Below are 24,210 nucleotides of genomic sequence, written 5' to 3'. Positions count from 1 at the left end.
CTCACATGTGGGACGGTCCCTTTTACCGAGTCAGGCGTGACGGGTACGAGATCTGTTTCGTGCCCGATGAGGGAGAGGACCTGGACGAGGTCTGCAACGTGGACATGTGGGTCACCCGTGACGACGGCGATCGCTGGTGCGGCACCGTGTTCACGCTCGACGAGGTGCACCGGCTCATGGACCATCACCGGCAGTCGGGGGCGCTGGAGGGCGACTACTGGTGGTGCTGGGACGGTCTCATCGTGCGTGACGCCGGCCTGTCCTCCATGGTCAAGGTCATCGACGGGCTGGTCGCCGCAGGCGATCTCGAGTCGGTCCTTCGCCATATCGGTCCCGAGAAGGACCTTTGATCCTCACCTCCGTTCCCATGGGCCCACCCGTTCCGTGGCACCGTCCGGAAACCGCACCTCCACAACCCCTTCGGCGTCGACCAGCGCCCGCGCTCCGGTGTACGGGCCCGTGCCGAGCATCACGAGGGTGACCAGGAGCGGCCCGGCGCCTTCGAGGACGGGCGTGGCCGAGTGCCGGCCGTACGCGTTGGTGTCCTCGGCCGCCACGACCGTTCCGGCGCCCTCTCCCCAGCCGTACAGTCCGACGATCGCGCTCGTCAGTCCGTCCGCCGCCCGGCGGACCCGCGCCCAGCCGGGACCGGACTCGGCGGTCGGCGGCCCGGCGTCGTCGGCGAGTGCCCAACCCCCTTCCCGCACCGGGACGTTGTCTCCCGAGATGCGGTGCACGCGGATCTCCCACGGCCCGTGGACCACGCTCACCGTCTCGACACGGTGCCCGAGCGCGCGGTGCCAGGAGGCGGCCCTGCTGCCTTCGCAGTGCAGCGGGTGGATACGGCCGCGGGGGGACGGGGTGCCGTCGGGGGCGAGCAGGGCGAGGTGGTTGTCGGGGCCGAGGGGGGTCTCGGGGGCGGTCGCGGTGGAGTAGGCGAGCTTGGCGTAGTGCGGGCTGTCCTCGTCCGTGGCCGGTGGGGGCGGGAGGCGGTCGGTGCCGTGGTTGACGAGGCGGACGATCCCGTCGGAGGCGGTCGAGTGGATCAGCCAGCCGGGGGCGGGGAGTGCGAGGACGGTGTCGGTGGTGTCGACGGGGCCGGGCTCCTCGGGGGCCGTCCACAAGGGGTGGTCCGCGGGCAGCAGCAGGCCGAGGAACGCCTTGCTGGCCCAGTACGGGGAGGCGGGGCCCGAGTAGCGCTGGAGCACTCCCGGGAACGGCCGGTACCAGCCGAGGGTGAGCAGGCCGCGTTCGTCGGGGGCGCCGCGCTCGGTGAAGTGCCTCAGGGTGCCGGAGGCCAGGCGCCGGGTGAGGCCGGGCGGCAGCGGGGTGGCGTCGGCGAGGGCGCCCGCCCAGAGCGGGGCGGCGGCCGCGAAGCGGTAGGTGAGGGAGCGGCCCTGGTGGACGGGGGCGCCGTCGGAGCCGAAGAAGTGCTGGTGCACCCCGAGGAACTCGCGCAGCCGGTCGCGATGGCGGGCCACGGTCCGCGGGTCGGCGCGCGGTCCGGCGATCCGGGCCCACAGCACCGGGTACAGGTGCAGCGCCCAGCCGTTGTAGTAGTCGAACTTCTTCCCGTCGCCGTCCGTGTACCAGCCGCCGCCCCGGTACCAGTCGTCCAGCCGGGCGAGTCCCGCGTCGATCTCCGCCCGGTTGTGCGGAGCCCCGACGGAGGCCAGGAACTCCTCCGTGATCACCTGGAAGAGCCGCCAGTTGGAGTCGTTGGCCGTCGCCCCGACGAAGTGGCCGAGCCACTCGACCACTTGGCCACGCACCCGGTCGTCGAGCCGGTCCCACAGCCAGGGCCGGGACTCGTGCAGCGCGAGGGCGACGGAGGCCGCCTCCACCATCGGCTGGGCGCGGTCGGTGATCGGCGGCCAGTGCTCGGGGTGGTGCGGATCGGTACCGGCGGCGAGTCCGGCGGCGTACCGCTCGACGAGCGCGGGACCGACCTGCCCCGCCGACCCGGCGATCCGGAAGGCGGCGAGCAGGAAGGACCGCGCGAACCCCTCGAGGCCGTCGGACCAGGCCCCGGAGTGACTGGGCGGCCCGGGCAGCCGGTACTGCGCGAATCCGGGGGTGGCGTAGGGCAGCAGTCCGTCGAGCAGCCGGTCGGCGACGGCTTCCCAGTGGGCGCGGGTCCAGCCGGTGACGGGAGAGCGCAGGGGGTCGGTGGGCGGCAGGTCGGGGTGGTGCGTCGGGTCGTCGGGGAGCGACACATGCGGCGCGGTCATACGGGGGTGAGTCCTCCGTCGGTCGGTGGTGGGGCGACGCTTCGGCGTACGACGATGTGCGTGCCCAGCAGATGGTGGCTTCCGGCGGCGTGTTCGGGGTCGCGCAGGGCGATGCGTACGGCGGCCCGGCCGAGTTCCTCGGCGGGCGTACGGACCGTGGTCAGCGGGGGGTTGAAGTCCTCGGCGAGCGGGATGTCGTTGTAGCCGACGACGGAGATGTCCGCCGGCACACCGAGCCCGGCGTCGGCGATGGCACGCAGCGCCCCCGCGGCGACCATGTCGTCCCCGGCGACGACGGCCGTGAACTCCCTGGTCGCCTTGAGCAGTTCGGCCATCGCCCGCAGCCCCGCCGCCCGTCCCAGCCCGCAGTCGACGACCCGTGCCGCCCCGGGGGGCAGCCCGTGCTCGGCGAGCGCGGCCCGGTACCCGGCGACGCGCGCGTCGAGGGCCGTGTTCCCGGGCAGCCCGCCGAGGAAGACGATCCGCCGGTGCCCCGCGGACAGCAGGTGCCCGGTGATCGCCCGGGCCCCCGCCTCGTTGTCGAACTCGACGACCAGCGCCGGGATCTCGGGGTCCGGGGCGGGACGGCCGCACAGCACCAGCCGGGCCCCGGAGGAGTCGAGGGCCTGCGCGTAGTGGGCCACGCGGGAGCGGTACGCGTCGTCCTCGACGACCCCGCCGACGAGGATGACCAGCCGGGCCCCCTCCTCCCGCATCAGCTGCACGAACTCCATCTCCCGCTGCGGATCCCCGCCGGTCGCCCCGACCACGCACAGCCAGCCGCGGTCGGCGGCCTCGGCCTCCACCCCCTCGGCGACCTGGGCGTAGAAGGGGCTGGTGACCTGACGGACGACGACGGCGGCCATCTTGCGGCCGCCGCCGACCAGCGCCCGGGCGTGCGCGTTGGCGACGTAGTCGAGGTCGCGGGCGGCGCGCAGCACGCGGGCCCGGGTCGCGGCCGGTACCGGGTGGTTGCCGCTGAGCGCGCGTGAGGCCGTCGCCATCGACACCCCCGCCCGCTCGGCCACGTCACGGATCGTGACCCGCCGCCTGGACCCCGTGTCCGTCATGTCGTTCTCCATCCCCCGCGTCTCCTGTTCCACCGGCGGCGCCTCATGTGTTGGCCGCGTAGTCCTTCGCGAACTCCCCGGCCATTCTGTCGCCGCCCTGGGCCCGCCACTTCTTGACCACCGCGTCCCACTCGGACAGCGGCAGCCGCCCGGCGACGATCCCGGTGACGGCGTCGTCCAGCAACGCCTTGAGGGTGGTGCCCTGGGCGTTCTTGGTGCGGGACTGCAGGCCGTTGGAGGCGTTGCGGATGGCGTGCGGCACGACCTTCTGCTGCCAGGAGTGCAGGGCCCGTACGGCGTCCGGCATGCCCGGCACGAACAGCACCTGCGGGCCCTCGGCGAGGTACTTCAGCGGCAGGTTGGTGTTGTTCTCGACCTCGCCGAGCTCGGTCGGCTCGGGTGAACCGTCCTTGCCGCGGGTGAAGTGGGTGCCCTCGACGCCGTAGTGGACGAGCTCCCACTCCTGGCTGCCGAAGGGGGCGGCGAGGTAGTCGAGGATGCGCAGGAGGAGTTCGACGCGCTCCTTCTTGGCCTTCTTCAGGACGGTGTACCCGAAGGAGCGGCGGGCGGCCACGATCCCGCCGGGCTCGCCGTCCACGCTGTACGGGAGGGCCGCAGCCGGGGTCAACTTGCCTTGCGACTCACGGTACTTGGGGAGGTAGGCGCCGAAGCCGTCCTGCATGGAGCCGACGGTGCCGTTGTAGTAGAGGGTGGTCAGGTCGATCTGGGAGACGGATGTGGAGTCCGGGTAGTAGGAGCCGTTCTTGCGGAGCTCGGCCTGGAAGGCGATGGCCGCCTTGTAGCGTTCGTCGGCGGCGCAGTGCTGGAAGGTGCCGTCCTTGGTGACGGCCCACTCGTTGGGCGCGTGGTGGGCGGCGGCGTGCACGGCGTTGCCGAACAGGGAGCCGTTGGCGGCCCCGAGCGCGTAGGTGCGGCCGCTGGTGGCCCGCCGGGCGACGGCGGCGAAGTCCTCGGAGGTCCAGCCCTCCTTCATGCCTGCGTCGGTGAACAGGCCCTGGTTGAGCCAGAGGGTGGAGCCGGGCAGCGGGCGTTCCAGCGGGATGCCGTAGAGGCGGCCGCCGATGCGTCCCATGTCCTGCCAGGCGTGGGTGGGGATCCCGGCCAGGTTCGGGTAGTCGGCGATCGCCTCGCCGGAGAGGTACGGGGTGAGGTCCTCGGCCCGGCGCTGCACGAACTCGGCCTCGCGGGGCAGGACGAAGCCGGAGAACAGGTTGATGATGTCGGGCAGGGTGTCGGGGTCTCCGGCCATGACGGTGGCCATCTTCTTCTGGTAGTCGGCCTGGGAGACGATCGTGTACTCGATCCTCACGCCCAGCGCCTTCTCGACGGCCGCCCAGAACCGGTTCGCCGAGGACGGCTTGGGCGGGGTGCCGAAGGACACCGACATGACCTTGACGGTGGAACCGTCGCCGGGGGTGCGGGAGACGGACCTGACGAGGTCGGCGGGGTAGGCGGTGTATCCGGCCTGGACGCCCGCCTCGGTGGGGGCGAGATCCGGCTTCGGACCGCTCGCGGCCCTGTACGCGGGCCAGGGGGCCAGCTTCTTGCCCGCGTTGGAGACGTCGCTGTCGCCGGAGCCGGTGGAGCAAGCGGTCAGCGCACCGGGGACGGAGAGTGCGGCCGCGGACAGCAGCAGGGTGCGTCGGGACATGCTGGGCATGGGTGATCACCTCGTGTCGGCTTGTGTCAGCTCGGGTCAGCTCTTGATGGCGCCGGTGAGCACGCCCTTGGTGAAGTACTTCTGCAGGAAGGGGTAGATCAGCAGGATCGGCACCGTGGCGATCACGAGGACCGCCATCTGCACGGTCTGCGGGGCGGTGACGGTGCCCTCGCCGGTGGTGGCGTCGGTGAGCCCGGACCCGGCCACCACGTAGGTGCGCAGCACCTGTTGGAGGGGCCAGTGGTCGCTCTCCAGGTAGAGGGAGGCGTAGAACCAGGAGTTCCAGTAGGCCACCGCGTAGAAGAGTCCCACGACGGCCAACGCGGCCTTGGACAGCGGCAGTACGACGGAGACGAGCACCCGCCAGTCCCCCGCCCCGTCGAGGCGCGCGGCCTCGTACAGCTCGTCGGGGATGCCCTGGAAGAACCCGCGCAGGACGACCAGGTTGAAGACGTTCACCAGCACGGGCAGGACCAGCGAGGCGTAACTGTCCAGCAGGCCGAGCTCCTTGACCAGCAGGAAGCTCGGGATCATGCCGGGCGGGAAGAGGAAGGTGAACAGGACGAGGAGGAGGACCGGCCTGCCGCCGAAGACTCCGGGGCGGGCGAGGGCGTAGGCGAGGGTGACCGTGCACAGCAGGCTCAGCAGGGTCCCTACGACCGTGACGCCGACGCTGACGCCGAGGGCGTGGGTGACGATCCCGCCGTCGAGGATGTCCCGGTAGGCCTTGAGACTCGGCTCGGTCGGCCACAGCACCCAGCCCCCGTTGTCGACGACCTCCTCGGTGGAGGCGAGCGAGGTCGACACGATGACGAGGAACGGCACACAGACCAGCAGGACGACCACGGCGAGGGCCACCGCCTTCGCGGCCTGGGTCACCGGCTTCGGTTTCTCCATCCATCCCGGACGGGCCTGGGCACTCACCTGTAGACCCCCTGTTCGCCGAGGCGGTGGGCGACCTTGTTGGCCGCGTAGACGAGGAGGGCGCCGACGACGCCCTTGAACACGCCCGCGGCGGCGGCGAATCCGTAGTCGCCGCCGACGATGCCCTGGTAGTAGACGAAGGTGTCGATGATCTCGGAGGCCTCGGGGCCGACCGCGTCGCGCTGGAGCAGCATCTGCTCGAAGCCGACGGAGAGGATGTCACCGAGCCGCATGATCAGCAGCAGCACGATCACCGGCCGGATGGCGGGCAGGGTGACGTGCCAGAAGCGCCGCCAGGGGCCCGCCCCGTCGATCGCGGCGGCCTCGTACTGCTGCTCGTCGACCTGGGCGAGGGCGGCCAGGAAGATGATCGTGCCCCAGCCGGCGTCCTTCCAGATGACCTGGGCGACGACGAGCGGCTTGAAGGCGTCGGGGTTGCCGATGATGTCGACGCTGTGCAACCCCATGCCGTCCAGGCCGGAGTTGAGCAGTCCGGTGTCGCCGAGCAGCTGCTGGAAGAGCGCGACGACGATCACCCACGAGATGAAGTGCGGGAGATAGGCGACCGACTGCACGAACCGGCGGACGCTGCTCCAGGTGAGGCTGTGCAGCAGCAGGGCGAGGCCGAGCGGGACCGGGAAGTAGAAGACGAGCTGGAGGACGGCGATCCAGACGGTGTTGAGCACCGCGTCCCAGAACGCGGTGTCCTCGAACATCCGCCGGAAGTTGCCGAGTCCGGTCCAGGGGCTGCCCCACAGGCCGTCGAAGGGGACGTACTCCTTGAACGCGATGACGTTGCCGACCAGCGCGCCGTAGTGGAAGAGCAGGAAGTAGGCGAGGCCGGGCAGCATCAGCAGGAACAGGGTCCTGCTCTGGAAGCGTTTTCGTCGGACGACTGCCAAGGCTCTCCCTCTTCCTGATGGGTCGGACCGAAGAGGAAGTTAAAGCGCTTTCATGCAGGGGTCAACAGTTCTGACAAAGGCGGGGAGTTGAGGCAGGTCAGGGCTGTGCGTCGCCGTGCCTATGGGAATGAAAACGCTCTCATAGGCTCTGACTGGTGCGGAGCCTGCGGGCCAACAGGACGCTCGCGACGATCACCCACAGGCCCGCGAGCGCGAAGGCGAAGAAGCCGACCCAGGGGATGAAGACCAGGACGCCGAGGACGAGCGCGGCCCAGCTCAGCCAGCGGGGCAGCGGCGAGCCGTCGGCGCGGACCGTGGCCAGGCCGGCGGCCAGGAGCATCAGGCCCATCCCGGCGACGAACGGGATGAAGAAGTCCTCGTTGAGCGCGTTGAGGGCCTGGAGCGCCTGAGGGGAGGCCGAGGACTTGTCCGAGAGGTCCAGCAGGGCCAGGGTGAGGGCCGCGCCCACCAGGAAGCCGACGGCGAGCAGGACGCCGCCCGCGAGGACCACGCGGTGCAGCCACTCGCCGCCGGGCGGAACGTCCCGGACCGCGCGGGCCAGGTGCGCGGCGAAGAAGACGAACAGCACCGCGGCGATGACCAGCAGATACAGGCTCACTCCGGTCTGTGCCCGATGGCCGTCGTAGTACGACCTGACCTCGCGGCCGGGGGCGCCGGTCCCCGGAGTGTCGCCCAGCAGGAGGAAAGCGGCGACCGTGAGCGCCACGGCCACGACACCGGTGAGCGGTGCTACGCGCATGGGGACCTCCTCGCCCCCCGGCCGGGTCACCCCCGCACATCTCACGGTCGCAGAGACGGGGTCACTGCGCCATCCGGGTGAGTAGGTCAGCGCCTACGCCGGGCCACCGCCACCGCTCCCCCGATCCGCCGGGAGTTCACATGATCGTGGCGCACCCGCGCATGCTGTCGAACCCGCGCTTCACGCAGTGCCTACTCCACCACCCGGCCGTTCAGCACGACCTGGCGCGGGGCGGCCAGTACGCGTACGTCTGCTCGCGGGTCCTGTTCGTACAGCACCAGGTCCGCGGCGGCGCCCTCTTCCAGTCCGGGGCGTCCCAGCCACTTCCGGGCGCCCCATGTCGTCGCCGACAGCGCGTTCAGCGGGGGGATTCCGGCCGTCACCAGTTCCGCGACCTCCGCCGCCACCAGGCCGTGCGGGAGGGTGCCGCCCGCGTCCGTGCCGACGTAGACCGGGATGCCGGCGTCGTAGGCGCCGCGGACGGTGTCGTAGCGGCCTTCGTGGAGCCGGCGCATGTGGGCGGACCAGCGGGGGAACCTGGACTCGCCGCCGTCCGCCAGCTTGGGGAAGGTGGCGATGTTGACCAGGGTCGGGACGATCGCGACGCCTCGCTCGGCGAAGAGGGGAATCAGGTCCTCCGTGAGGCCGGTGGCGTGTTCGACGCAGTCGATGCCCGCCTCGACCAGGTCCTGGAGGGAGTTCTCGGCGAAGCAGTGCGCGGTGACGCGGGCGCCGAGGCGGTGGGCCTCCGCGATGGCCGCCTCGACCGCCTCCCGCGGCCAGCTGGGGGCGAGGTCGCCCACCTCGCGGTCGATCCAGTCGCCGACCAGCTTGACCCAGCCGTCACCCCGGCGGGCCTCCTGGGCGACGTACGCGACGAGGTCCTCGGGCTCGATCTCCCAGGCGTAGTTCCTGATGTAGCGGCGGGTGCGGGCGATGTGCCGGCCGGCCCTGATGATCTTCGGGAGGTCCTCGCGGTCGTCCACCCAGCGGGTGTCGGAGGGCGATCCGGCGTCGCGGATCAGCAGGGTGCCGGCCTCCCGGTCGGCCAGCGCCTGCTTCTCGGCCACGTCCTGGTCGACCGGGCCGTGCGCGCCCAGGCCCACATGGCAGTGCGCGTCCACCAGACCGGGCAGCGCCCAGCCCGACACCGTACGGACGTCACGGGCGGCGACGGGACGGTCGTAGGAGATCCGCCCGTCGACCACCCACAGCTCGTCCCGGACGTCCTCGGGGCCGACCAGGATCCGGCCCTTCACGTGCAGCACCGCGCGATCGCTCATGCACCGCACCCTAGTCAGCCGGACGTCACTGTTCCCAGGGCGGTGGCCCCTCGAAGGCGAGCCGGTGGACGTCGAAGAGGACCGCCGCCTCGACGCGGAGGGCGGGACGCCGTGTCCGGCGTCCAAGTCACAAAGTTCCAGCGGTTGCCGGCGTCGCGTGCCACGTCGAGAGCGGCGAGGCCCGCCACGCGGTGGTCGGCCTGGTCGGCCACCCCGGCGACCGTCCTCACGGTGAAGGCCCCTGTCACCGCGACGTGCAGTCCGTCGATGCCCGCCTCGCCGCGCGGCCGGCAGCCGGCGACCTGCTCGCCCCGGGTCGTCCGGCGGGCCCTCTCGGACACCGCCCCGTCCTCGATGTCGTCCGGGTGCGCGGTCACGGCCAGGCCGCGCTCGCAGCGCTCCGGCAACAGGGGCAGCGGGCCGCCCGCTCCGAAGCCACCCGTGTCGTCGGGAGTCGTCATGCCCTGATGATGGACGTCCCCTGTCAGGCGCCTTTTCCGGCGTCCTCTCCCCCGGCGTCCTCTCCCCCGTCGTTCTCCTCCACGTCGGCCATCGCCGGGTCGAGGAGGCGGGAGAGGAAGTGGCGGGTGCGCTCGTGGCTCGGAGCGCCGATGACCTGGGCCGGGGTGCCGTCCTCGACGATGACTCCGCCGTCCATGAAGACGACCCGGTCGGCGACCTCGCGGGCGAAGGTCATCTCGTGGGTGACGACCATCATCGTCATGCCCTCCTGGGCCAGCATCCGCATGACCGCGAGCACGTCGCCCACCAGCTCCGGGTCGAGGGCCGAGGTCGGCTCGTCGAAGAGCATCACCTCGGGGCCCATGGACAGGGACCGGGCGATCGCGACGCGCTGCTGCTGGCCGCCGGAGAGGGAGGCGGGATAGGCGTCCGCCTTGTCGGAAAGGCCCACCCTCTCCAGGTTCTCGGCGGCCACCTTCGCGGCCCGCGCCTTGTCCCGCCTGAGGACCCTGCGCTGGGGCAGCGTGAGGTTCTCGGTCACCGTGAGGTGCGGGAAGAGGTTGAACTGCTGGAAGACCATGCCGATACGGCGGCGTACGGCGTCGATGTCGACGTCGGGGTCGGTGAGTTCAGTGCCGCCGACGAAGACCTGGCCCTTGCTCGGCTCCTCCAGGAGGTTCACGCACCGCAGCAGTGTGGACTTGCCCGAGCCCGAGGGGCCGATCACACAGACGACCTCGCCCTGGCCGATCTCCAGGTCGATGCCCTTGAGGACCTCGTTGGTGCCGAACGACTTGTGCAGACCGCGTACTTCGATCTCCGGCCGGCTCGTCTCAACGGTCATTTCACGGCCTCCTGCGCCTTGGCCTCCATACGGCGGACCACGAACCCGAGCGGGATCGTCACCAGCAGATAGCACAGGCCGGCGACGAGGATCGGTGTGGAGTTGGCCGTCGTACTGGCCAGGTCGCGGCCGTACTTGGACAGTTCGCGTTCCTCCAGGGTGACGCCGAGGAACAGCACCAGCGAGGAGTCCTTGAAGAGGAGGACCAACTCGTTGGTGAGCGGCGGGAGGATGATCCGGAACGCCTGCGGGATGATGATCGAGATCATCGCGCGGGCCGGTGAGAAGCCAAGCGAACGGGCCGCCTCCAGCTGCCCCTTGGGCACCGCCTGGATGCCCGCGCGGATCGTCTCCGCCATGTAGGCCGCCGCCACCAGGCCGAGCGCGAGGGCGACCTTGCCGTAGGTGCCGCCGATGATCTCCGTACCGGGGAACGCGAGCGGTACGGCCACGCCGATGAAGATGAAGATCAGCAGCGCGGGCAGGCCCCGGAAGATCTCGATGTAGACACCGGCGAACCAGCGGTACGGGCCCACCGAGGACAGCCTCATGAGCGCTATGACCATGCCGAGGACGAGTCCGACGACGAAGCCGGACAGCGTGTAGAGCACGGTGTTCTTCAGCGCCAGCGTGATGACCTCGGGGAACATCTGGCCGGCGATGTCCGCCTGCGCGAACTGGTTCTTCAGCCGCCCCCAGTCCGCCGAGGCCGCGAAGGCGATCACGGCGGCGAGGAAGACGGCGTACTGGATGCCGCGGGACAGACTGCGCTTCTGACGCCTGGTCAGGCCCTTTTTGCGAGGCTGGAGTCGTGAGTCAGCCGCGGTCATGAGGCGGCGGGAGAGGCGACCGACGCGTCGTACGGGCCGATCCACTTCTCGTAGAGCTTCTTGTAGGTGCCGTCGGCCTTGGCGTCCGCGAGCGCCTTGTTGATGGCGGTCCGCAGCTTGGTGTTGCCCTTCTTCACCGTGAAGCCGTACTGCTCACCGGTGTTGATGTTGTCGGCGACCTGGAAGGCGTCGGCGTTGGCCTTGTCCTTGAGCCAGCCCTGGACGACCGGGTAGTCGATGACGACGGCCTTGACCTGGCCCGAGCGCAGGCCGTTCAGGACGGCGTCGGAGGACTCGAAAGAGACCGGGTCGAAGCCCTGGGCCTTGACGTAGTCCTCACCGGTGGTCTGGGCCTGGGCGCCGAGCTGGACCTTCTTCGCCTTGGCGGCGGCGAGCGAGGAGATCCCGCTGCCCTTGGCGACCAGCAGGGCCTGGGTGGCGTCGAAGTACGGGTCCGAGAAGTCGACGTTCTTCTTGCGCTCGTCGGTGATGGTCATGCCGGCCGCGGCCAGGTCGCATTCGCCGGAGTTGAGGAACGCGCCGGTCTTGAAGTTCTCGAAGGGGGTGTCGAGGATCTCCTGCTTCACGCCCAGGTCCCCCGCGACCAGGTCGATGAGCGAGACGTCGAAGCCCTGGACCTTGCCGTCGATCTCCGACTGGAACGGCGGGTACGGCAAGTGGGTGCAGGTGGTGAGCTGTCCGCCCTTGACCAGTTCGACCCCGCCCGCGGCGGTCTTCGAACCGCTGCCGCCGTCGTCGCTCGAGGTGCAGGCAGCGACGAGCAGAAGCCCGGCCGTCGCGGTGGTGGCGGCCAGGACGCGGGTCCGGCGCCCGGAGAGGGTGTTCACGGGAGGCCTCCTGTGGGGGAACTGTGGGTTCCGATTATAAGGAAAGGTTTGAGTCTCTCAAACCAAACCGATGGTTGCGAGGCCGTTCAGCCTGAGAAGTCGCCGGTCGTCGGGGGTTGATCGGGAACGGTTACGCTCGTTCACGTCTACCCCGGAGAACGAAGAGAGCACCGTCGTGACACACCCCTTCCTGGACCTGACCCCGCTCGGCGCGGCGCAGTTCGCCTCGATCGAGGACCGTGTGGCGCGGCTGCTGCGCACCGAGCAGGACGTCGTGATCATGCAGGGCGAGGCGCTGCTGCCGCTGGAGGGGGCGATTCGGGGGACCGCGGGTCCGGGCACGACCGCGCTGAACGTCATCACCGGCCCGTACGGGCAGACCTTCGGGAACTGGCTGCGGGACTGCGGCGCGACGGTGATCGACCTCGCGGTGCCGTTCCACACGGCGGTGACGGCCGAGCAGGTCTCCGCGGCGTTCGAGGAGCACCCGGCCATCGACTTCGTGTCGCTGGTGCACGCGGAGGCGGCGACCGGCAACACGAACCCGGTCGCGGAGATCGGAGAAGTCGTACGGCGGCAGGGCGCCCTCTTCTACCTGGACGCGGTCGCCTCCGTGGGGGCCGAGCCGGTGCTGCCGGACGCGTGGGGTGTGGACCTGTGCGTGATCGGGGCGCAGAAGGCGATGGGCGGGCCCGCGGGTGTGTCAGCGGTGTCGGTGAGCGAGCGGGCATGGGCGCGGATGGCCGCGAATCCGGCGGCGCCGCGGCGGTCGTACCTCTCCCTCCTCGACTGGAAGGAGCGCTGGATCGACGGCGGCCGCAAGGCCCTGCTGCACGCTCCGGCGCAGCTGGAGATGCTGGCGCTGGAGGCGTGCGTCGAGCGGATCGAGGCGGACGGCCTTGAGACGGTGATGGGCCGGCACCGGGCCGCCGCCGCGGCGACCCGGGCGGGGGCGCGGGCCCTGGGCGGGGGCCTGGAGCCGTATGTGCACGCCGACCATGAGGCCGCACCGGTCGCCACGACGCTGCGTTCGCCGTCCGGCGCGCCGGCGTCGGAGCTCGTCGCCCGGGCGCTGTCCTCCGACCCGGCGCTGCCGCTGGCCGCTGGCGGGGGTGCGCTGGCCAAGGAGATGATCCGGGTCAACCACTACGGGGTGGATGCGACGCGGGGGGCCGTGCGGGCGAGTCTGGCGGCGTTGGGGGCGGCGCTGGGCGAACGAGGGCTCGCGGTGGACGTGGAGGGTGCGTTGCGCGCCGCGGACGAGGCTTGGCGCTGAGCGCTCCCGGCCGGTGCCACGACGGTCCGTTCTCGACTGCGACACCGTCGAGGCCGGTCGCGCGGTTCCCCGCGCCCCTGAAGGGCGCGTGCCCTGAGCGGCATTCATTCGTGCTCGCCGCCGAGCAGACCCTGCAGCAACTCTCCGCACTGGAGTCGAAGTGCGCGGGACTGGAGGACGTCGGGTGGATCGCCGACGGGCCCATGGCGGGCGTCGAGGTCAGTCTGCGCTGGGTGTTCATTCACCTGGTCGAGGAATACGCGCGGCACAACGGACACGCCGACATCTTACGAGAACGCATCGACGGGGTTATCGGCGCATAATTCACGGGGTAATTCCCGGGTTTATCAGAGCTTAGCTTCCCGTATTCTTCTGCCCGCTTTCACAAGACCTAAACGCAAAGATTCTGCGAACGAGAACCGGCTGAATTCGGGTAGATCTCGTGGGGGTTACATGCTTGTGACGCGTTACACATGGTGATCCATTTGCCCCTTATTTGCTGGGCGTAATCGTACATAGCGGTCACCTCTTGCGCGTCGGCGCGCGCCCGCGTGATAACACACGAAGCGCCCGTACGTAACCCCACCCGACGATGCAATTTTGAATTTCCCTCGGTAAATTCATTTCGCATGACTGCCGCACAAGCAGACCTGCAAATCGACCGGCCTACGGTCGCGGACGGAGCCGCACTGTGGCGGATCGCCCGCGACTCCGAGGTCCTCGACCTGAACTCGTCGTACAGCTATCTGCTGTGGTGTCGCGACTTCGCCGACACGTCGGCGGTGGCACGGAACGAGCAAGGGGAGCCGATCGGCTTCGTCACCGGGTACGTCCGCCCGGACCGACCCGGCACCCTCCTCGTCTGGCAGGTGGCGGTGGACTCGGCGTACCGCGGCCGCGGACTCGCCGCCGCCCTGCTCGACGGGCTGACCGCGCGGCTCGCCGCCGAGCGCGGACTGACCACCGTCGAGACCACCATCACGCCGGGCAACACCGCCTCCGAGCGGCTGTTCACGGCGTTCGCCGAACGCCACGGCGCCCGCCTGGAGCGCGAGGTGCTGTTCGACACGAGCCTGTTCCCCGACGGGCCGCACGACCCCGAGGTCCTCTACCGGATCGGGCCCTTCTCCCCCGGTTCCGCCACTCCCTCCGCCTGACCCCCCACGCACCCCGAGGAGCGATTCGTCGTGACCATCACCCAGCCCGACCTCAGCGTCTTCGAGACCCTCGAGTCCGAGGTGCGCAGCTACTGCCGCGGCTGGCCCACCGTCTTCGACCGCGCGCAGGGCAGCCGCATGTACGACGAGGACGGCCACGCCTACCTGGACTTCTTCGCCGGCGCCGGCTCACTGAACTACGGCCACAACAACCCTGTGCTGAAACGGGCGTTGATCGACTATCTGGAGCGCGACGGCGTCACGCACGGCCTCGACATGTCGACCACCGCCAAGCGCGCCTTCCTGCAGACCTTCCAGGACCTGGTGCTGCGGCCGCGCGACCTTCCGTACAAGGTCATGTTCCCCGGCCCGACGGGGACCAACGCCGTGGAGTCGGCGCTCAAGCTGGCCCGGAAGGTCAAGGGGCGCGAGGCCATCGTGTCCTTCACCAACGCCTTCCACGGGATGTCCCTGGGGTCGCTGGCCGTCACCGGCAACGCCTTCAAGCGGGCCGGCGCCGGTGTCCCGCTGGTGCACGGAACGCCGATGCCGTTCGACAACTACTTCGACGGCACGGTCGAGGATTTCCTGTGGTTCGAGCGGCTCCTGGAGGACCAGGGCTCGGGCCTCAACAAGCCGGCCGCCGTGATCGTGGAGACCGTGCAGGGCGAGGGCGGCATCAACGTGGCCCGCAAGGAGTGGCTCCAGGCGCTCGCCGCGCTGTGCGAGCGGCAGGACATGCTGCTCATCGTCGACGACATCCAGATGGGTTGCGGAAGGACCGGCGCCTTCTTCTCGTTCGAGGAAGCGGGCATCACGCCCGACATCGTCACCGTCTCGAAGTCGATCAGCGGCTACGGACTGCCCATGTCCCTCTGCCTGTTCAAGCCCGAGCTGGACATCTGGGAGCCGGGCGAGCACAACGGCACCTTCCGCGGCAACAACCCGGCCTTCGTCACGGCCACCGCCACCCTGGAGCAGTACTGGGCGGACGGTGCCGCGATGGAGAAGCAGACCCGGCAGCGCGGCGAGCAGGTCGAGCAGGGGCTCATCTCCATCACCGAGGAGAACCTGGCCGACGTGAAGGAGTACCGCGGGCGCGGGCTCGTGTGGGGCCTGGAGTTCCACGACAAGGATCGCGCGGGCCGGGTGGCGCACCGGGCCTTCGAGCTGGGGCTCCTCATCGAGACGTCGGGCCCCGAGAGCGAGGTCGTGAAGCTGCTTCCGGCGCTCACGATCACCCCCGAGGAACTGGACGAGGGCTTGAGCATCCTCGCCCGTGCCGTCCGGGAGACCGCCTGAACCGTCTTCCGCATCACATCACCGTCTACATAGGAGGCATCGCAGCACCGTGATCGTCCGCTCGTTCAAGGACATCGAAGGCACCGACCGGCATGTGAAGGCCGCGTCCGGCACCTGGGAGAGCAAACGCATCGTGCTCGCCAAGGAGCGGGTCGGCTTCTCGCTGCACGAGACGATCCTGTACGCGGGTACGGAGACGTCGATGTGGTACGCGAACCACATCGAGGCCGTCGTCTGCGTCGAGGGGGAGGCAGAGCTGACCGACCACGAGAGCGGCCAGACGCACTCGATCACGCCGGGGACCATGTACCTCCTGGACGGTCATGAGCGGCACACGCTGCGGGTCAAGGAGGACTTCCGCTGCCTCTGTGTGTTCAACCCGCCCGTGACCGGCCGGGAGGACCACGACGAGAACGGCGTCTACCCGCTGCTCACCGAACCCGAGTCCGAGGAGGTGTGACGCACCCATGACCACCACCGTCACCGATCTCTACCCCAGCCGCGGCGCCACCGAGGTGTCCGTCCCCCGCAAGGATCCGGTCGTCTGGTCGGCGCCCGACGCGCCGGGACCGATCGCCACGGGCGAGCTGGAGGCGTTCGAGCGCGACGGCTTCCTCGCCGTCGACCAGCTCATCGGCCCCGACGAAGTCCCCGTCTACCACCGCGAGTTGGAGCGACTCGTCAACGACCCGGAGATCCGCGCGGACGAACGCTCGATCATCGAGCCGAAGTCCAAGGAGATCCGCTCGGTCTTCGAGGTGCACAAGATCAGCGAGGTGTTCGCGAAGCTGGTGCGCGACGAGCGGGTCGTCGGCCGGGCCCGGCAGATCCTCGGCTCCGACGTCTACGTCCACCAGTCGCGGATCAACGTCAAGCCCGGTTTCGGGGCCAGCGGCTTCTACTGGCACTCCGACTTCGAGACCTGGCACGCCGAGGACGGCCTGCCGAACATGCGCACGGTGTCCGTCTCGATCGCGCTGACCGAGAACTACGACACCAACGGCGGCCTCATGATCATGCCGGGGTCCCACCGCACCTTCCTCGGGTGCGCGGGTGCCACCCCGAAGGACAACTACAAGCAGTCGCTGCAGATGCAGGACGCGGGCACGCCGTCGGACGAGGCGCTCACCGCGATGGCCTCGGAGTACGGCATCAAGCTGTTCACCGGCAAGGCCGGTTCGGCGACCTGGTTCGACTGCAACTGCATGCACGGCTCGGGCGACAACATCACGCCGTTCCCGCGCAGCAACGTGTTCATCGTGTTCAACAGCGTGGAGAACCAGGCCGTGGAGCCGTTCGCGGCGCCCATCCGGAGGCCGGGGTTCATCGGCGCGAGGGACTTCACGCCGGTGAAGTGAGCCCTTCGGGATGATCCTTCGGGGTGATCCCTCGGGGTGACCTCACAGCCACGACAGCGACGCGGCCCGCTCCAGTACGTTCCGTACGGCGGCCGCGTCGCCCGTCGTGTCCCGGGGCACGGTGTCCGGCGCGTACCGGCCGCCGACGAGCAGACAGAAGTCCACGGCGTCCAGGGTGAGTTCGGCCGCCACGGGGTCGCTCTGCGAACCCAGGACCCACTCCTCCCCGCCCCTGACCGCGAACAGCACGGGGGGCGCCTCGGCCCCGAGGGCCCCGCCGAGGATCCGGACGGCCAGCCTGACCAGCCGCCCCAGGTGCTCCTCGGGCGGCGGCGGTACGGCCAGGCCCAGTGCGCGGCCGATGTCGTCGGTGTGGATCCACGCCTCGAAGGCGCGCACCAGGAAGTGCTCGGTGACGGGCAGCCGGATGCCCATCAACAGCGTGGTCCCGGCGGCGAGTTCGGGATCGCGGGCGTGCGGGGTGCCGAGCAGCGCGGCCGCCTGCGCGGACCAGTCGGCGACGGTCTCCCCGGGCGTACGGCCGTACTCGTGGGCGATCACCTCGGCGGTACGCCTCTCCCAGGCGTCCCCCCAGTCCGCGTCCTCGTCGATCCGCGCGCCCGGCACCCGGGCGTCGATCCCGAGCCGCAGGGCCAGGTGTTCGTCGGCGGCGAGCAGATGGGCGACGGTGGCGTGCACGTCCCAGTCGTGCACGACCGGCGTCGTCCAGCGCCCCGCCATCTCGGGCAGCAGCGCCCGCAGCCCGGCGACGGTGGCCGCGTAGGGCGCGGCGTGCCGGGCCACGGGGGGTGGGGCGGGGCGGGCACGGAGGGCGCCGGTCAGGAGGTCGCCGAGCGGCGACTGCGGCTCGTCGAGCGGCGGCCCGTCCAGCAGTCGTACGGCCGCGCGCAGCCGTTCCGCTTCCGCGGCACAGCTCTCGCACCCGGCCAGGTGCGGTGGGACCAGCCGCTCCTCGGCCGGTTCCAGGGCGCCGAAGGCCCAGGCGGCCAGCAGGTCGCGTACGTCGTCGTGATCGGTCACCGCTCGCCCCCTGCCCTGTGTTCCCCTGCCGTCATCATGCGCCCTTTTCCCACACCGGGTCGGGTGGGTCCGCCAAAGTCTCCGCCAGGGTGCGCAGCGCGGTGCGCAGCCGGGTCTTCGCGGTGCCCTCGGGGATGCCGAGCTCGACGGCGGCCTGCCGGTAGGTGCGGCCCGCGAAGTAGGCGAGGTGCACCACCTCCCGCTGCGGCTGCGGGAGTTCGGCGAGGGCGGTGTGCAGCAGGAGGGAGCGCTCCCGGTCGACGACCGCCTCGGCGGGGCCGGGAGCGGCGTCCGGGATGCCGTGCAGCGCCAGGTCGTCGGCGCGGGCGTCCTTGCGGTGCCGGGCCTCGCCGCGCACCCAGTCCACGGCCCGCCGGTGGGCGAGCAGGGACAGCCAGGTGCGCAGGCTGCCCCGGCGCGCGTCGAAGGCGTACGGCCGGCTCCACAGCTGTGCGAAGACCTCCTGCGCGACGTCCTCGGCCGCGGCGCTGCTGCCGGTCACGCGCATCGCGATGGCCCGCACCAGCCCGCCGTACGCCCCGTACGCCTCGGCCAGCGCGGACTCCTCGCCGTACACCAGCCGCCGGTGCAGCTCCGCGTCTGCGGGTTGCTGCACGGACGTCGTCCCGCCCGTGGACTCCACGGCACCACCACCCCTTGGTGCCCTTCCTAGCGTCCCGGGCGGCGCGGCGCCAGCGGTTCAGTCAGACAGGGCGTCCAGAAGCCGGTCGACATCCGCGGCCGTGTTGTACAGATGGAAGGAGGCGCGCAGGTTGCCGGCCCGGTTGGACACCTCGATGCCCGCCGCGCTCAACTCGGGCTGGCGGCCGCCGAGTCCGGGCACGGACACGATCGCCGAGCCGGGGGCCGGCAGGGGTTCGTGGCCGAGGCCGGCGAGTCCGGTGCGGAAGCGGTCGGCGAGGGCGAGGTCGTGGGTGCGCACGGCGTCCACGCCGAGCTCCTCCAGGAGTTCGAGGGAGCGGCGGGTTCCCGTGTAGGTGAACAGGGCCGGGCTGACGTCGAACCGCCGGGCGGAGTGGGCCAGTTCGGCGACGGGGCCGTAGCAGCTGTCCCAGGGGACCTCGCCCGCGACCCAGCCGGCGAGCACCGGCTTCAGGTCGCCGAAGTCCTCCGGCACGGCGAGGAAGGCCGCGCCGTGCGGGCCGAGCAGCCACTTGAAGGTGGTGGAGACGGTGTAGTCGTACGACCGCGCGTCCACCGGGAGCCAGCCCGCGGCCTGCGAGAAGTCGACGTAGGTGCGGGCGCCGTGGGCGGTGGCCGCCGCTCGCAGGGCGGGCAGATCGGCGATCCGGCCGTCGGCGGACTGGGCGGCGCTGACCGCGACGAGGGCGGTGCCGGGGCGGACGGAGTCGGCGAGCCGCTCCAGCGGCACCATGCGCACCTTGAGGTCGCCGCGGGTGTGGAAGGGGTTCACGACGGAGCTGAAGTCGTCCTCGGCGGTGAGGACTTCGGCGCCCGGCGGCAGCGAGGCGGCGACCAGACCGGAGTAGGTGGACACGGACGCGCCCGCCGCGACCCGGGCGACCGGGACGCCGGCGAGCCGGGCGAACGAGGCGCGGGCCGCCTCCACGTCCTCGAACAGCGGACTCAGCGGCCTGCCCTCGGCGCGGATCAGCGCGGCCTCCTGGAGGGCGGTCACGGTGCGGGCCGGTAGCAGGCCGCTGCTCGCGGTGTTGAGGAAGGTGTTCTTCGGGGCGAACTCGGCGCGGACGAGGCTCTCGAAGGTCTCCATGGCTCCACTGTGGGGCCGGAAGACCTCTCGGTCCATGGCGATTTTCTACGTGGTTCCGCCAAGGAACGCTTATACGTCCGCGCCGACCTGCGCGTTTGTCAGCCCTGCTGGGGTACGGCGCACCCGTCGGGACCGCAGGCCTCGGCGGAGGTGTCGCCCTGGTCGATCAACTGCAGCGGGGAGCGGTTGCCCCAGGCCTGGGTGAGGGCCTGGGTGAAGACCTCGGCGGGCTGGGCGCCGGAGACGCCGTACGTGCGGTCCAGGACGAAGAACGGGACGCCGTTGGCACCGAGCTCGGCGGCCTCGCGCTCGTCGGCGCGGACCTCGTCCGCGTAGGCGGTGGGGTCGGCGAGGACCGTGCGGACCTCGTCGGCGTCCAGGCCGGCCTCCACCGCGAGCTCGACGAGGCGCTCGTCGCCCTCGGTGAACAGGGACCGCTCCTCGGCGAAGTTGGCCCGGTAGAAGATCTGGACGAGCTCGTCCTGCCGGCCGTGCTCCTTGGCGAGGTGGAGGAGGCGGTGCAGGTCGAAGGTGTTGCCGTGGTCGCGGTCGCGGGTGCGGTAGTCGAGGCCCTCGGCGGCGGCCTGGGCACCGAGGTTCTCCTCGCCGGCCTGGGCCTGGGCCTCGCTCATGCCGTACTTCTTGCTGAGCATGGCGAGGACGGGCTGCACGTCGCTCTTGTCGCGTCCCGGGTCCAGCTCGAACGACCGGTGGACCACCTCGACGCCGTCACGGTGTGGGAAGGCCGCCAGCGCCTTCTCGAAGCGGGCCTTGCCCACATAGCACCAGGGGCAGGCGATGTCGCTCCAGATCTCGACGCGCATGTCTACGGCTCTCTCCAGGTCGGACGGCTGCGGAGACTCCCTCCGCTACTTGGATGAACGTTCAAGCAGCGGGTTCCATTCCCACCGGCCCCGGTCAGCCCTCAGGCCCCGTCCCGCAGGTCGGCCGGCCAGTCGGGCCTGAACTCGATGTGGTCGTACGTCACCACACAGCCCTCCCCCATCGGCGACTGCGCCATGAAGCCGACCAGGGCCGCGCCGGTCTCCTTCTCGTCGCCCAGGGTGAAGAGGCGGACGAAGGTCCAGCGCTTGCCGTCGCGGGAGGCGTGGAAGGCGAAGGCTCGGCCGGTGCGGCTGATCCGGAGCCAGACCGAACTGCCGTCCACGGTGAAGGAGTTGCAGTCGTCGGAGTGCCCCCGGGTGACGACCGTGCAGACGGTGGGCACGTCCGGGGAGTTCTCCAGGCAGAGTTTGGCCCAGGCCCGCTCGCCGACATGGACGTACAGGACGCCCGCGTCGAACGAGCCGTTGAAGCCCACGGTGACGCGGGCTATCAGCTGGAAGTCGCCCTCGGGGGCACCGAGCAGCCGCGGTGCGTCGGCGGCGGGGTCCAGGGACTCCCCGGTGGGCGGCACGAACCGGTCCTGCCGGGGGCCGGCCCAGCCGGAGAGGATGCCGTCCTCGTAGGCCCAGTGTCCGTCGGGGCCGTAGGTGCGGAGAGGGAAGGGAAGTTCGGGAAGTTCGACGTCCATCCTCAGAGTTTTCCAGTTCCCTCTCCGCGTGCGAGCGTCGGGTGCCTAGCGCTCGAGACGGTTGTTGAAGCGGCGGGGCAGACCCAGCGGGTTGTCGTCCCGCAGCTCCGGCGGGAGCAGGGCCTCCGGCGTGTTCTGGTACGCCACCGGGCGCAGCCAGCGCTCGATCGCCGTACCGCCCACCGACGTCGACGTGGACGTCGTCGCCGGGTACGGGCCGCCGTGCTGCTGGGCCGGGGCCACGGCCACGCCCGTCGGCCAGCCGTTCACCAGGACACGGCCGGCGAGGGGGGTCAGCTCCGCCAGGATCTCGGCGCCGCGTCCCTGGCCGGCGGCCTCCCCGTCGGACAGGTGGACCGTCGCCGTGAGGTTGCCGGGCAGCCGGGAGAGCACCGCCCGTGCCTGCTCGTCGTCCTCGTACCGGGCGACCACGGTCACCGGGCCGAAGCACTCCTCCAGGAGCAGGTCGTACGCGCCCTCGGTGGCCAGCTTCTCCGCCGCCACCGTGAGGAAGCCCGCGCTCACCGTGTGCTCGCCGCCCGCGCCGGGCGTCACCGGCGTCTCGACCTCGGGCAGCTGTGCGCGCTCGGCGACGCCGGCGACGAAGTTGTCCCGCATGCGGTGGTCGAGGAGGACGCCCGCGTCGGTGTCGCTGACGGCGTCGGTCAGCGACTTCACCAGGCCGTCGCCCGCCGCGCCGGACGGCACGAGGACCAGGCCCGGCTTCACGCAGAACTGGCCGACGCCGAGGGTCATGGAGCCCGCGAGCCCGGCGCCGATGGCCTCCGCGCGCTCGGCGGCGGCCTCCTCGGTGATCACGACGGGGTTCAGGGAGCCCAGCTCGCCGTGGAACGGGATCGGCACCGGACGTGCGGCCGCCGCGTCGAACAGGGCGCGACCGCCCTTCACGGACCCGGTGAAGCCCGCGGCGGCGACCAGCGGGTGCTTGATCAGCTCGATGCCGGCCTCGAAGCCGTGCACGAGGCCGAGCACGCCCGCGGGGATGCCGTGCTCGTCGGCGGCCCGGCGCAGCACGGACGCGACCAGCTCGGACAGGCCCGGGTGGTCGGGGTGGGCCTTGACGACGACCGGGTTGCCGGCCGCCAGCGCGCTCGCGGTGTCGCCGCCGGCGACCGAGAAGGCGAAGGGGAAGTTGGAGGCCGAGTACACGGCGACGACACCGAGCGGCACCTTGTAGCGGCGCAGGTCCGGGATCGGCGGGGTCGCGGTGTCGTCGGGGTGGTTGATCACCACGCCGAGGAACTCGCCCTCGTCGACGATGTCCGCGAAGGCCCGCAGCTGGTAGCAGGTGCGGGCGAGTTCGCCGGTCAGCCGGACCGGGCCGAGGGCGGTCTCCGCGTCGGCCGCCTCGACCAGGTGTTCCTTGGACTCTTCGAGCTTGGTGGCCGCGGTGCGCAGGAAGGCAGCGCGGACGGTGCGGTCGGCGAGGGAAGCGCGCGCGTCGTACGCGGCGCGGACGGCGGCGTCCACCTCCTGGGCTGTGGCCTCCACCGCAACCTGTTCGCGCTGCTTCCCGGTTCGGGGGTCGACACTCCAGACTGGTGCTGCTGCCACCGCGGGTCCCTCCACGTGTATCTGGGTCATCCACCAGGAACGTTCGATATGCTGAACGCTGTCTCTGATGGTGAATATGCTGTTGGAGACTATAACTCTGGTTCTCGTCCAACAAAGGGGTCAAGGGCGATGTCGGCAGGCGAGACGGGCGGCGGGTCACAGGTCAAGTCCGCGGTACGGACGGTTGAACTGCTCGAATACTTCGCCGGGCGCCCCGGCATGCACTCCCTCGCGGCGGTCCAGGAGGCCGTCGGGTACCCCAAGTCCAGCCTCTACATGTTGCTGCGCACGCTGGTCGAGCTGGGCTGGGTGGAGACGGACGCGACGGGCACGCGGTACGGCATCGGGGTGCGGGCGCTGCTCGTCGGCACCTCGTACATCGACGGCGACGAGGTGGTCGCGGCGGCCCGGCCGACCCTGGACCGGCTGTCCGACGACACCACCGAGACCATCCACCTGGCCCGTCTGGACGGCACCAACGTCGTCTACCTGGCCACCCGCCAGTCGCAGCACTACCTGCGGCCCTTCACCCGGGTCGGCCGCCGGCTCCCGGCGCACTCCACCTCCCTCGGCAAGGCGCTGCTGAGCACGTACTCCGACGAGCAGGTCCGCAAGATGCTGCCGGAGACCCTGCCCGCGCTCACCGAGCACACGATCACCGACCGCGAGAAGCTCATCGAGGAGCTGCACCAGATCCGCGAGCAGGGCTTCTCCGTGGACCGCGAGGAGAACACGCTGGGGCTGCGCTGCTTCGGCGTCGCGATCCCGTACCGCACGCCCGCGCGGGACGCGATCAGCTGCTCGGTGCCGGTGGCGCGGCTGACCCCGGCCCACGAACAGATGGTGAAGGACGCGCTGTTCGACGCGCGGGACCGGCTGACACTGGCCACCCGTAGGCTCTGAGGCATGCAGATCGTTCTCCGCGAGGTCCATGACAGCGATCTGCCGGTCTTCTTCCGGCAGATGAACGACCCCGAGGCCCTGCGCATGGCGGCCTTCACCCCGAAGGACCCGGCCGACCGGGACGCCTTCGACGCCCACTGGGAGCGGATCCGGGCCACCGAGGACGTGCAGCGCACGATCCTGGTGGACGGTGACGTGGTGGGCAGCGCGGCCGTGTACGGCGAGCCGGGCGAGCGCGAGGTGACGTACTGGATCGACCGCGCCTACTGGGGGCGCGGCATCGCCACGGCGGCCCTGCGGGAGCTCGTCATCCAGGTGCCCGAGCGTCCCCTGTACGCCCGCGCGGCCGCCGACAACGCCGGCTCGCTGCGGGTGCTCGACAAGTGCGGGTTCCGGGTGACCGCCCGGGCTTCCGGGTACGCCCACGCGCGCGGTGCGGAGATCGACGAGTTCGTGCTCATGCTGGACGCCTGAGA

The 24,210-nt window shown here is 70.9% G+C and carries 25 protein-coding genes and 1 pseudogene; 9 read left to right on the top strand and 17 right to left on the bottom strand.

Features of this window, described 5'->3' with window-relative positions:
- Nucleotides 1–59 precede the first annotated feature (59 nt).
- Nucleotides 60–350, top strand: coding sequence for a hypothetical protein (locus tag ABZT02_RS24310; RefSeq protein WP_356020542.1), 291 nt, complete (start codon nucleotides 60–62; stop codon nucleotides 348–350).
- A gap of 3 nt (nucleotides 351–353) precedes the next feature.
- Here ABZT02_RS24310 and ABZT02_RS24305 read toward each other — a convergent pair whose 3' ends face one another.
- The 11 genes from ABZT02_RS24305 to ABZT02_RS24255 all read right to left on the bottom strand — a co-directional run bounded on the left by ABZT02_RS24305 (nucleotide 354) and on the right by ABZT02_RS24255 (nucleotide 11,835).
- The gene (locus tag ABZT02_RS24305; RefSeq protein ID WP_356020540.1) at nucleotides 354–2,231 is read right to left on the bottom strand and encodes a DUF2264 domain-containing protein; all 1,878 of its coding nucleotides are present in this window, start codon (nucleotides 2,229–2,231) and stop codon (nucleotides 354–356) included.
- A complete protein-coding gene (locus tag ABZT02_RS24300) occupies nucleotides 2,228–3,301 on the bottom strand; it encodes a LacI family DNA-binding transcriptional regulator (protein ID WP_356020538.1) in 1,074 nt (357 codons plus the stop codon). The genes ABZT02_RS24305 and ABZT02_RS24300 overlap by 4 nt, the downstream gene beginning before the upstream one ends.
- Before the next feature lie 43 nt (nucleotides 3,302–3,344).
- On the bottom strand, nucleotides 3,345–4,982 hold the full coding sequence (locus ABZT02_RS24295; RefSeq protein ID WP_356020535.1) for a sugar ABC transporter substrate-binding protein: 1,638 nt from the start codon (nucleotides 4,980–4,982) through the stop codon (nucleotides 3,345–3,347).
- A gap of 36 nt (nucleotides 4,983–5,018) precedes the next feature.
- On the bottom strand, nucleotides 5,019–5,906 hold the full coding sequence (locus ABZT02_RS24290; RefSeq protein ID WP_311713751.1) for a carbohydrate ABC transporter permease: 888 nt from the start codon (nucleotides 5,904–5,906) through the stop codon (nucleotides 5,019–5,021).
- Complete coding sequence (locus tag ABZT02_RS24285) at nucleotides 5,903–6,757, bottom strand: ABC transporter permease subunit (RefSeq protein WP_356020732.1); 855 nt, start codon at nucleotides 6,755–6,757, stop codon at nucleotides 5,903–5,905. Before ABZT02_RS24285 ends, ABZT02_RS24290 begins: the two co-directional genes overlap by 4 nt.
- Before the next feature lie 190 nt (nucleotides 6,758–6,947).
- Entirely contained in the window at nucleotides 6,948–7,568 is a 621-nt protein-coding gene (locus tag ABZT02_RS24280; RefSeq protein ID WP_356020533.1) for a hypothetical protein, read from the bottom strand.
- Nucleotides 7,569–7,759: 191 nt separating this feature from the next.
- Entirely contained in the window at nucleotides 7,760–8,851 is a 1,092-nt protein-coding gene (locus ABZT02_RS24275; RefSeq protein ID WP_356020531.1) for an amidohydrolase family protein, read from the bottom strand.
- 14 nt (nucleotides 8,852–8,865) lie between these two features.
- Nucleotides 8,866–9,312, bottom strand: coding sequence for a hypothetical protein (locus ABZT02_RS24270; RefSeq protein ID WP_356020529.1), 447 nt, complete (start codon nucleotides 9,310–9,312; stop codon nucleotides 8,866–8,868).
- A 23-nt stretch (nucleotides 9,313–9,335) separates the two neighbouring features.
- Nucleotides 9,336–10,157 (bottom strand): amino acid ABC transporter ATP-binding protein, encoded by an 822-nt coding sequence (locus tag ABZT02_RS24265; RefSeq protein ID WP_356020526.1) that lies wholly within the window; start codon nucleotides 10,155–10,157, stop codon nucleotides 9,336–9,338.
- Nucleotides 10,154–10,987, bottom strand: coding sequence for an amino acid ABC transporter permease (locus ABZT02_RS24260; RefSeq protein WP_356020524.1), 834 nt, complete (start codon nucleotides 10,985–10,987; stop codon nucleotides 10,154–10,156). Before ABZT02_RS24260 ends, ABZT02_RS24265 begins: the two co-directional genes overlap by 4 nt.
- Entirely contained in the window at nucleotides 10,984–11,835 is an 852-nt protein-coding gene (locus ABZT02_RS24255) for an ABC transporter substrate-binding protein (protein ID WP_356020522.1), read from the bottom strand. Before ABZT02_RS24255 ends, ABZT02_RS24260 begins: the two co-directional genes overlap by 4 nt.
- 175 nt (nucleotides 11,836–12,010) lie before the next feature.
- On the opposite strand from ABZT02_RS24255, the gene ABZT02_RS24250 reads away from it, so the two are divergent.
- From ABZT02_RS24250 to thpD, 6 genes and pseudogenes are all read left to right on the top strand, one after another.
- Nucleotides 12,011–13,111, top strand: coding sequence for an aminotransferase class V-fold PLP-dependent enzyme (locus ABZT02_RS24250; RefSeq protein ID WP_356020520.1), 1,101 nt, complete (start codon nucleotides 12,011–12,013; stop codon nucleotides 13,109–13,111).
- Nucleotides 13,112–13,275: 164 nt separating this feature from the next.
- Nucleotides 13,276–13,434, top strand: a pseudogene (locus tag ABZT02_RS24245) (DUF664 domain-containing protein); the annotation flags it as partial.
- 306 nt (nucleotides 13,435–13,740) lie between these two features.
- The gene (gene ectA / locus ABZT02_RS24240) at nucleotides 13,741–14,268 is read left to right on the top strand and encodes a diaminobutyrate acetyltransferase (protein WP_356020517.1); all 528 of its coding nucleotides are present in this window, start codon (nucleotides 13,741–13,743) and stop codon (nucleotides 14,266–14,268) included.
- 30 nt (nucleotides 14,269–14,298) lie between these two features.
- Complete coding sequence (ectB, locus tag ABZT02_RS24235) at nucleotides 14,299–15,570, top strand: diaminobutyrate--2-oxoglutarate transaminase (RefSeq protein WP_356020515.1); 1,272 nt, start codon at nucleotides 14,299–14,301, stop codon at nucleotides 15,568–15,570.
- Between the two features lie 49 nt (nucleotides 15,571–15,619).
- On the top strand, nucleotides 15,620–16,030 hold the full coding sequence (locus tag ABZT02_RS24230; RefSeq protein ID WP_356020513.1) for an ectoine synthase: 411 nt from the start codon (nucleotides 15,620–15,622) through the stop codon (nucleotides 16,028–16,030).
- 7 nt (nucleotides 16,031–16,037) lie between these two features.
- Entirely contained in the window at nucleotides 16,038–16,928 is an 891-nt protein-coding gene (gene thpD / locus ABZT02_RS24225; protein WP_356020510.1) for an ectoine hydroxylase, read from the top strand.
- A gap of 42 nt (nucleotides 16,929–16,970) precedes the next feature.
- Here the strand turns inward: thpD and ABZT02_RS24220 are convergent, their stop codons facing one another.
- From ABZT02_RS24220 to ABZT02_RS24195, 6 genes are all read right to left on the bottom strand, one after another.
- Nucleotides 16,971–17,969: a maleylpyruvate isomerase family mycothiol-dependent enzyme gene (locus ABZT02_RS24220; protein ID WP_356020508.1), complete on the bottom strand. Its 999-nt coding sequence runs from the start codon at nucleotides 17,967–17,969 to the stop codon at nucleotides 16,971–16,973.
- A 34-nt stretch (nucleotides 17,970–18,003) separates the two neighbouring features.
- Entirely contained in the window at nucleotides 18,004–18,612 is a 609-nt protein-coding gene (locus ABZT02_RS24215) for a sigma-70 family RNA polymerase sigma factor (protein ID WP_356020506.1), read from the bottom strand.
- 57 nt (nucleotides 18,613–18,669) lie between these two features.
- Nucleotides 18,670–19,722: an aminotransferase class V-fold PLP-dependent enzyme gene (locus tag ABZT02_RS24210; protein ID WP_356020504.1), complete on the bottom strand. Its 1,053-nt coding sequence runs from the start codon at nucleotides 19,720–19,722 to the stop codon at nucleotides 18,670–18,672.
- Between the two features lie 98 nt (nucleotides 19,723–19,820).
- A complete protein-coding gene (locus ABZT02_RS24205) occupies nucleotides 19,821–20,546 on the bottom strand; it encodes a DsbA family oxidoreductase (RefSeq protein WP_356020502.1) in 726 nt (241 codons plus the stop codon).
- 101 nt (nucleotides 20,547–20,647) lie between these two features.
- Complete coding sequence (locus tag ABZT02_RS24200) at nucleotides 20,648–21,256, bottom strand: DUF1349 domain-containing protein (protein WP_356020500.1); 609 nt, start codon at nucleotides 21,254–21,256, stop codon at nucleotides 20,648–20,650.
- Nucleotides 21,257–21,301: 45 nt separating this feature from the next.
- Nucleotides 21,302–22,831, bottom strand: coding sequence for an aldehyde dehydrogenase (NADP(+)) (locus ABZT02_RS24195; RefSeq protein WP_356020498.1), 1,530 nt, complete (start codon nucleotides 22,829–22,831; stop codon nucleotides 21,302–21,304).
- 129 nt (nucleotides 22,832–22,960) lie between these two features.
- Here ABZT02_RS24195 and ABZT02_RS24190 point away from each other — a divergent pair, with 129 nt between their 5' ends.
- Together ABZT02_RS24190 and ABZT02_RS24185 are read left to right on the top strand one after the other, a co-directional pair.
- A complete protein-coding gene (locus ABZT02_RS24190) occupies nucleotides 22,961–23,734 on the top strand; it encodes an IclR family transcriptional regulator (RefSeq protein WP_007381154.1) in 774 nt (257 codons plus the stop codon).
- A gap of 3 nt (nucleotides 23,735–23,737) precedes the next feature.
- On the top strand, nucleotides 23,738–24,208 hold the full coding sequence (locus ABZT02_RS24185) for a GNAT family N-acetyltransferase (protein WP_356020496.1): 471 nt from the start codon (nucleotides 23,738–23,740) through the stop codon (nucleotides 24,206–24,208).
- Nucleotides 24,209–24,210: the final 2 nt, after the last annotated feature.

The sequence above is a fragment of the Streptomyces sp. NPDC005402 genome, from assembly GCF_040606575.1.
GTDB lineage: Bacteria > Actinomycetota > Actinomycetes > Streptomycetales > Streptomycetaceae > Streptomyces.
Note: the sequence above shows the minus strand (reverse complement) of the source record. Positions and strands in the feature narration are given on the sequence as shown.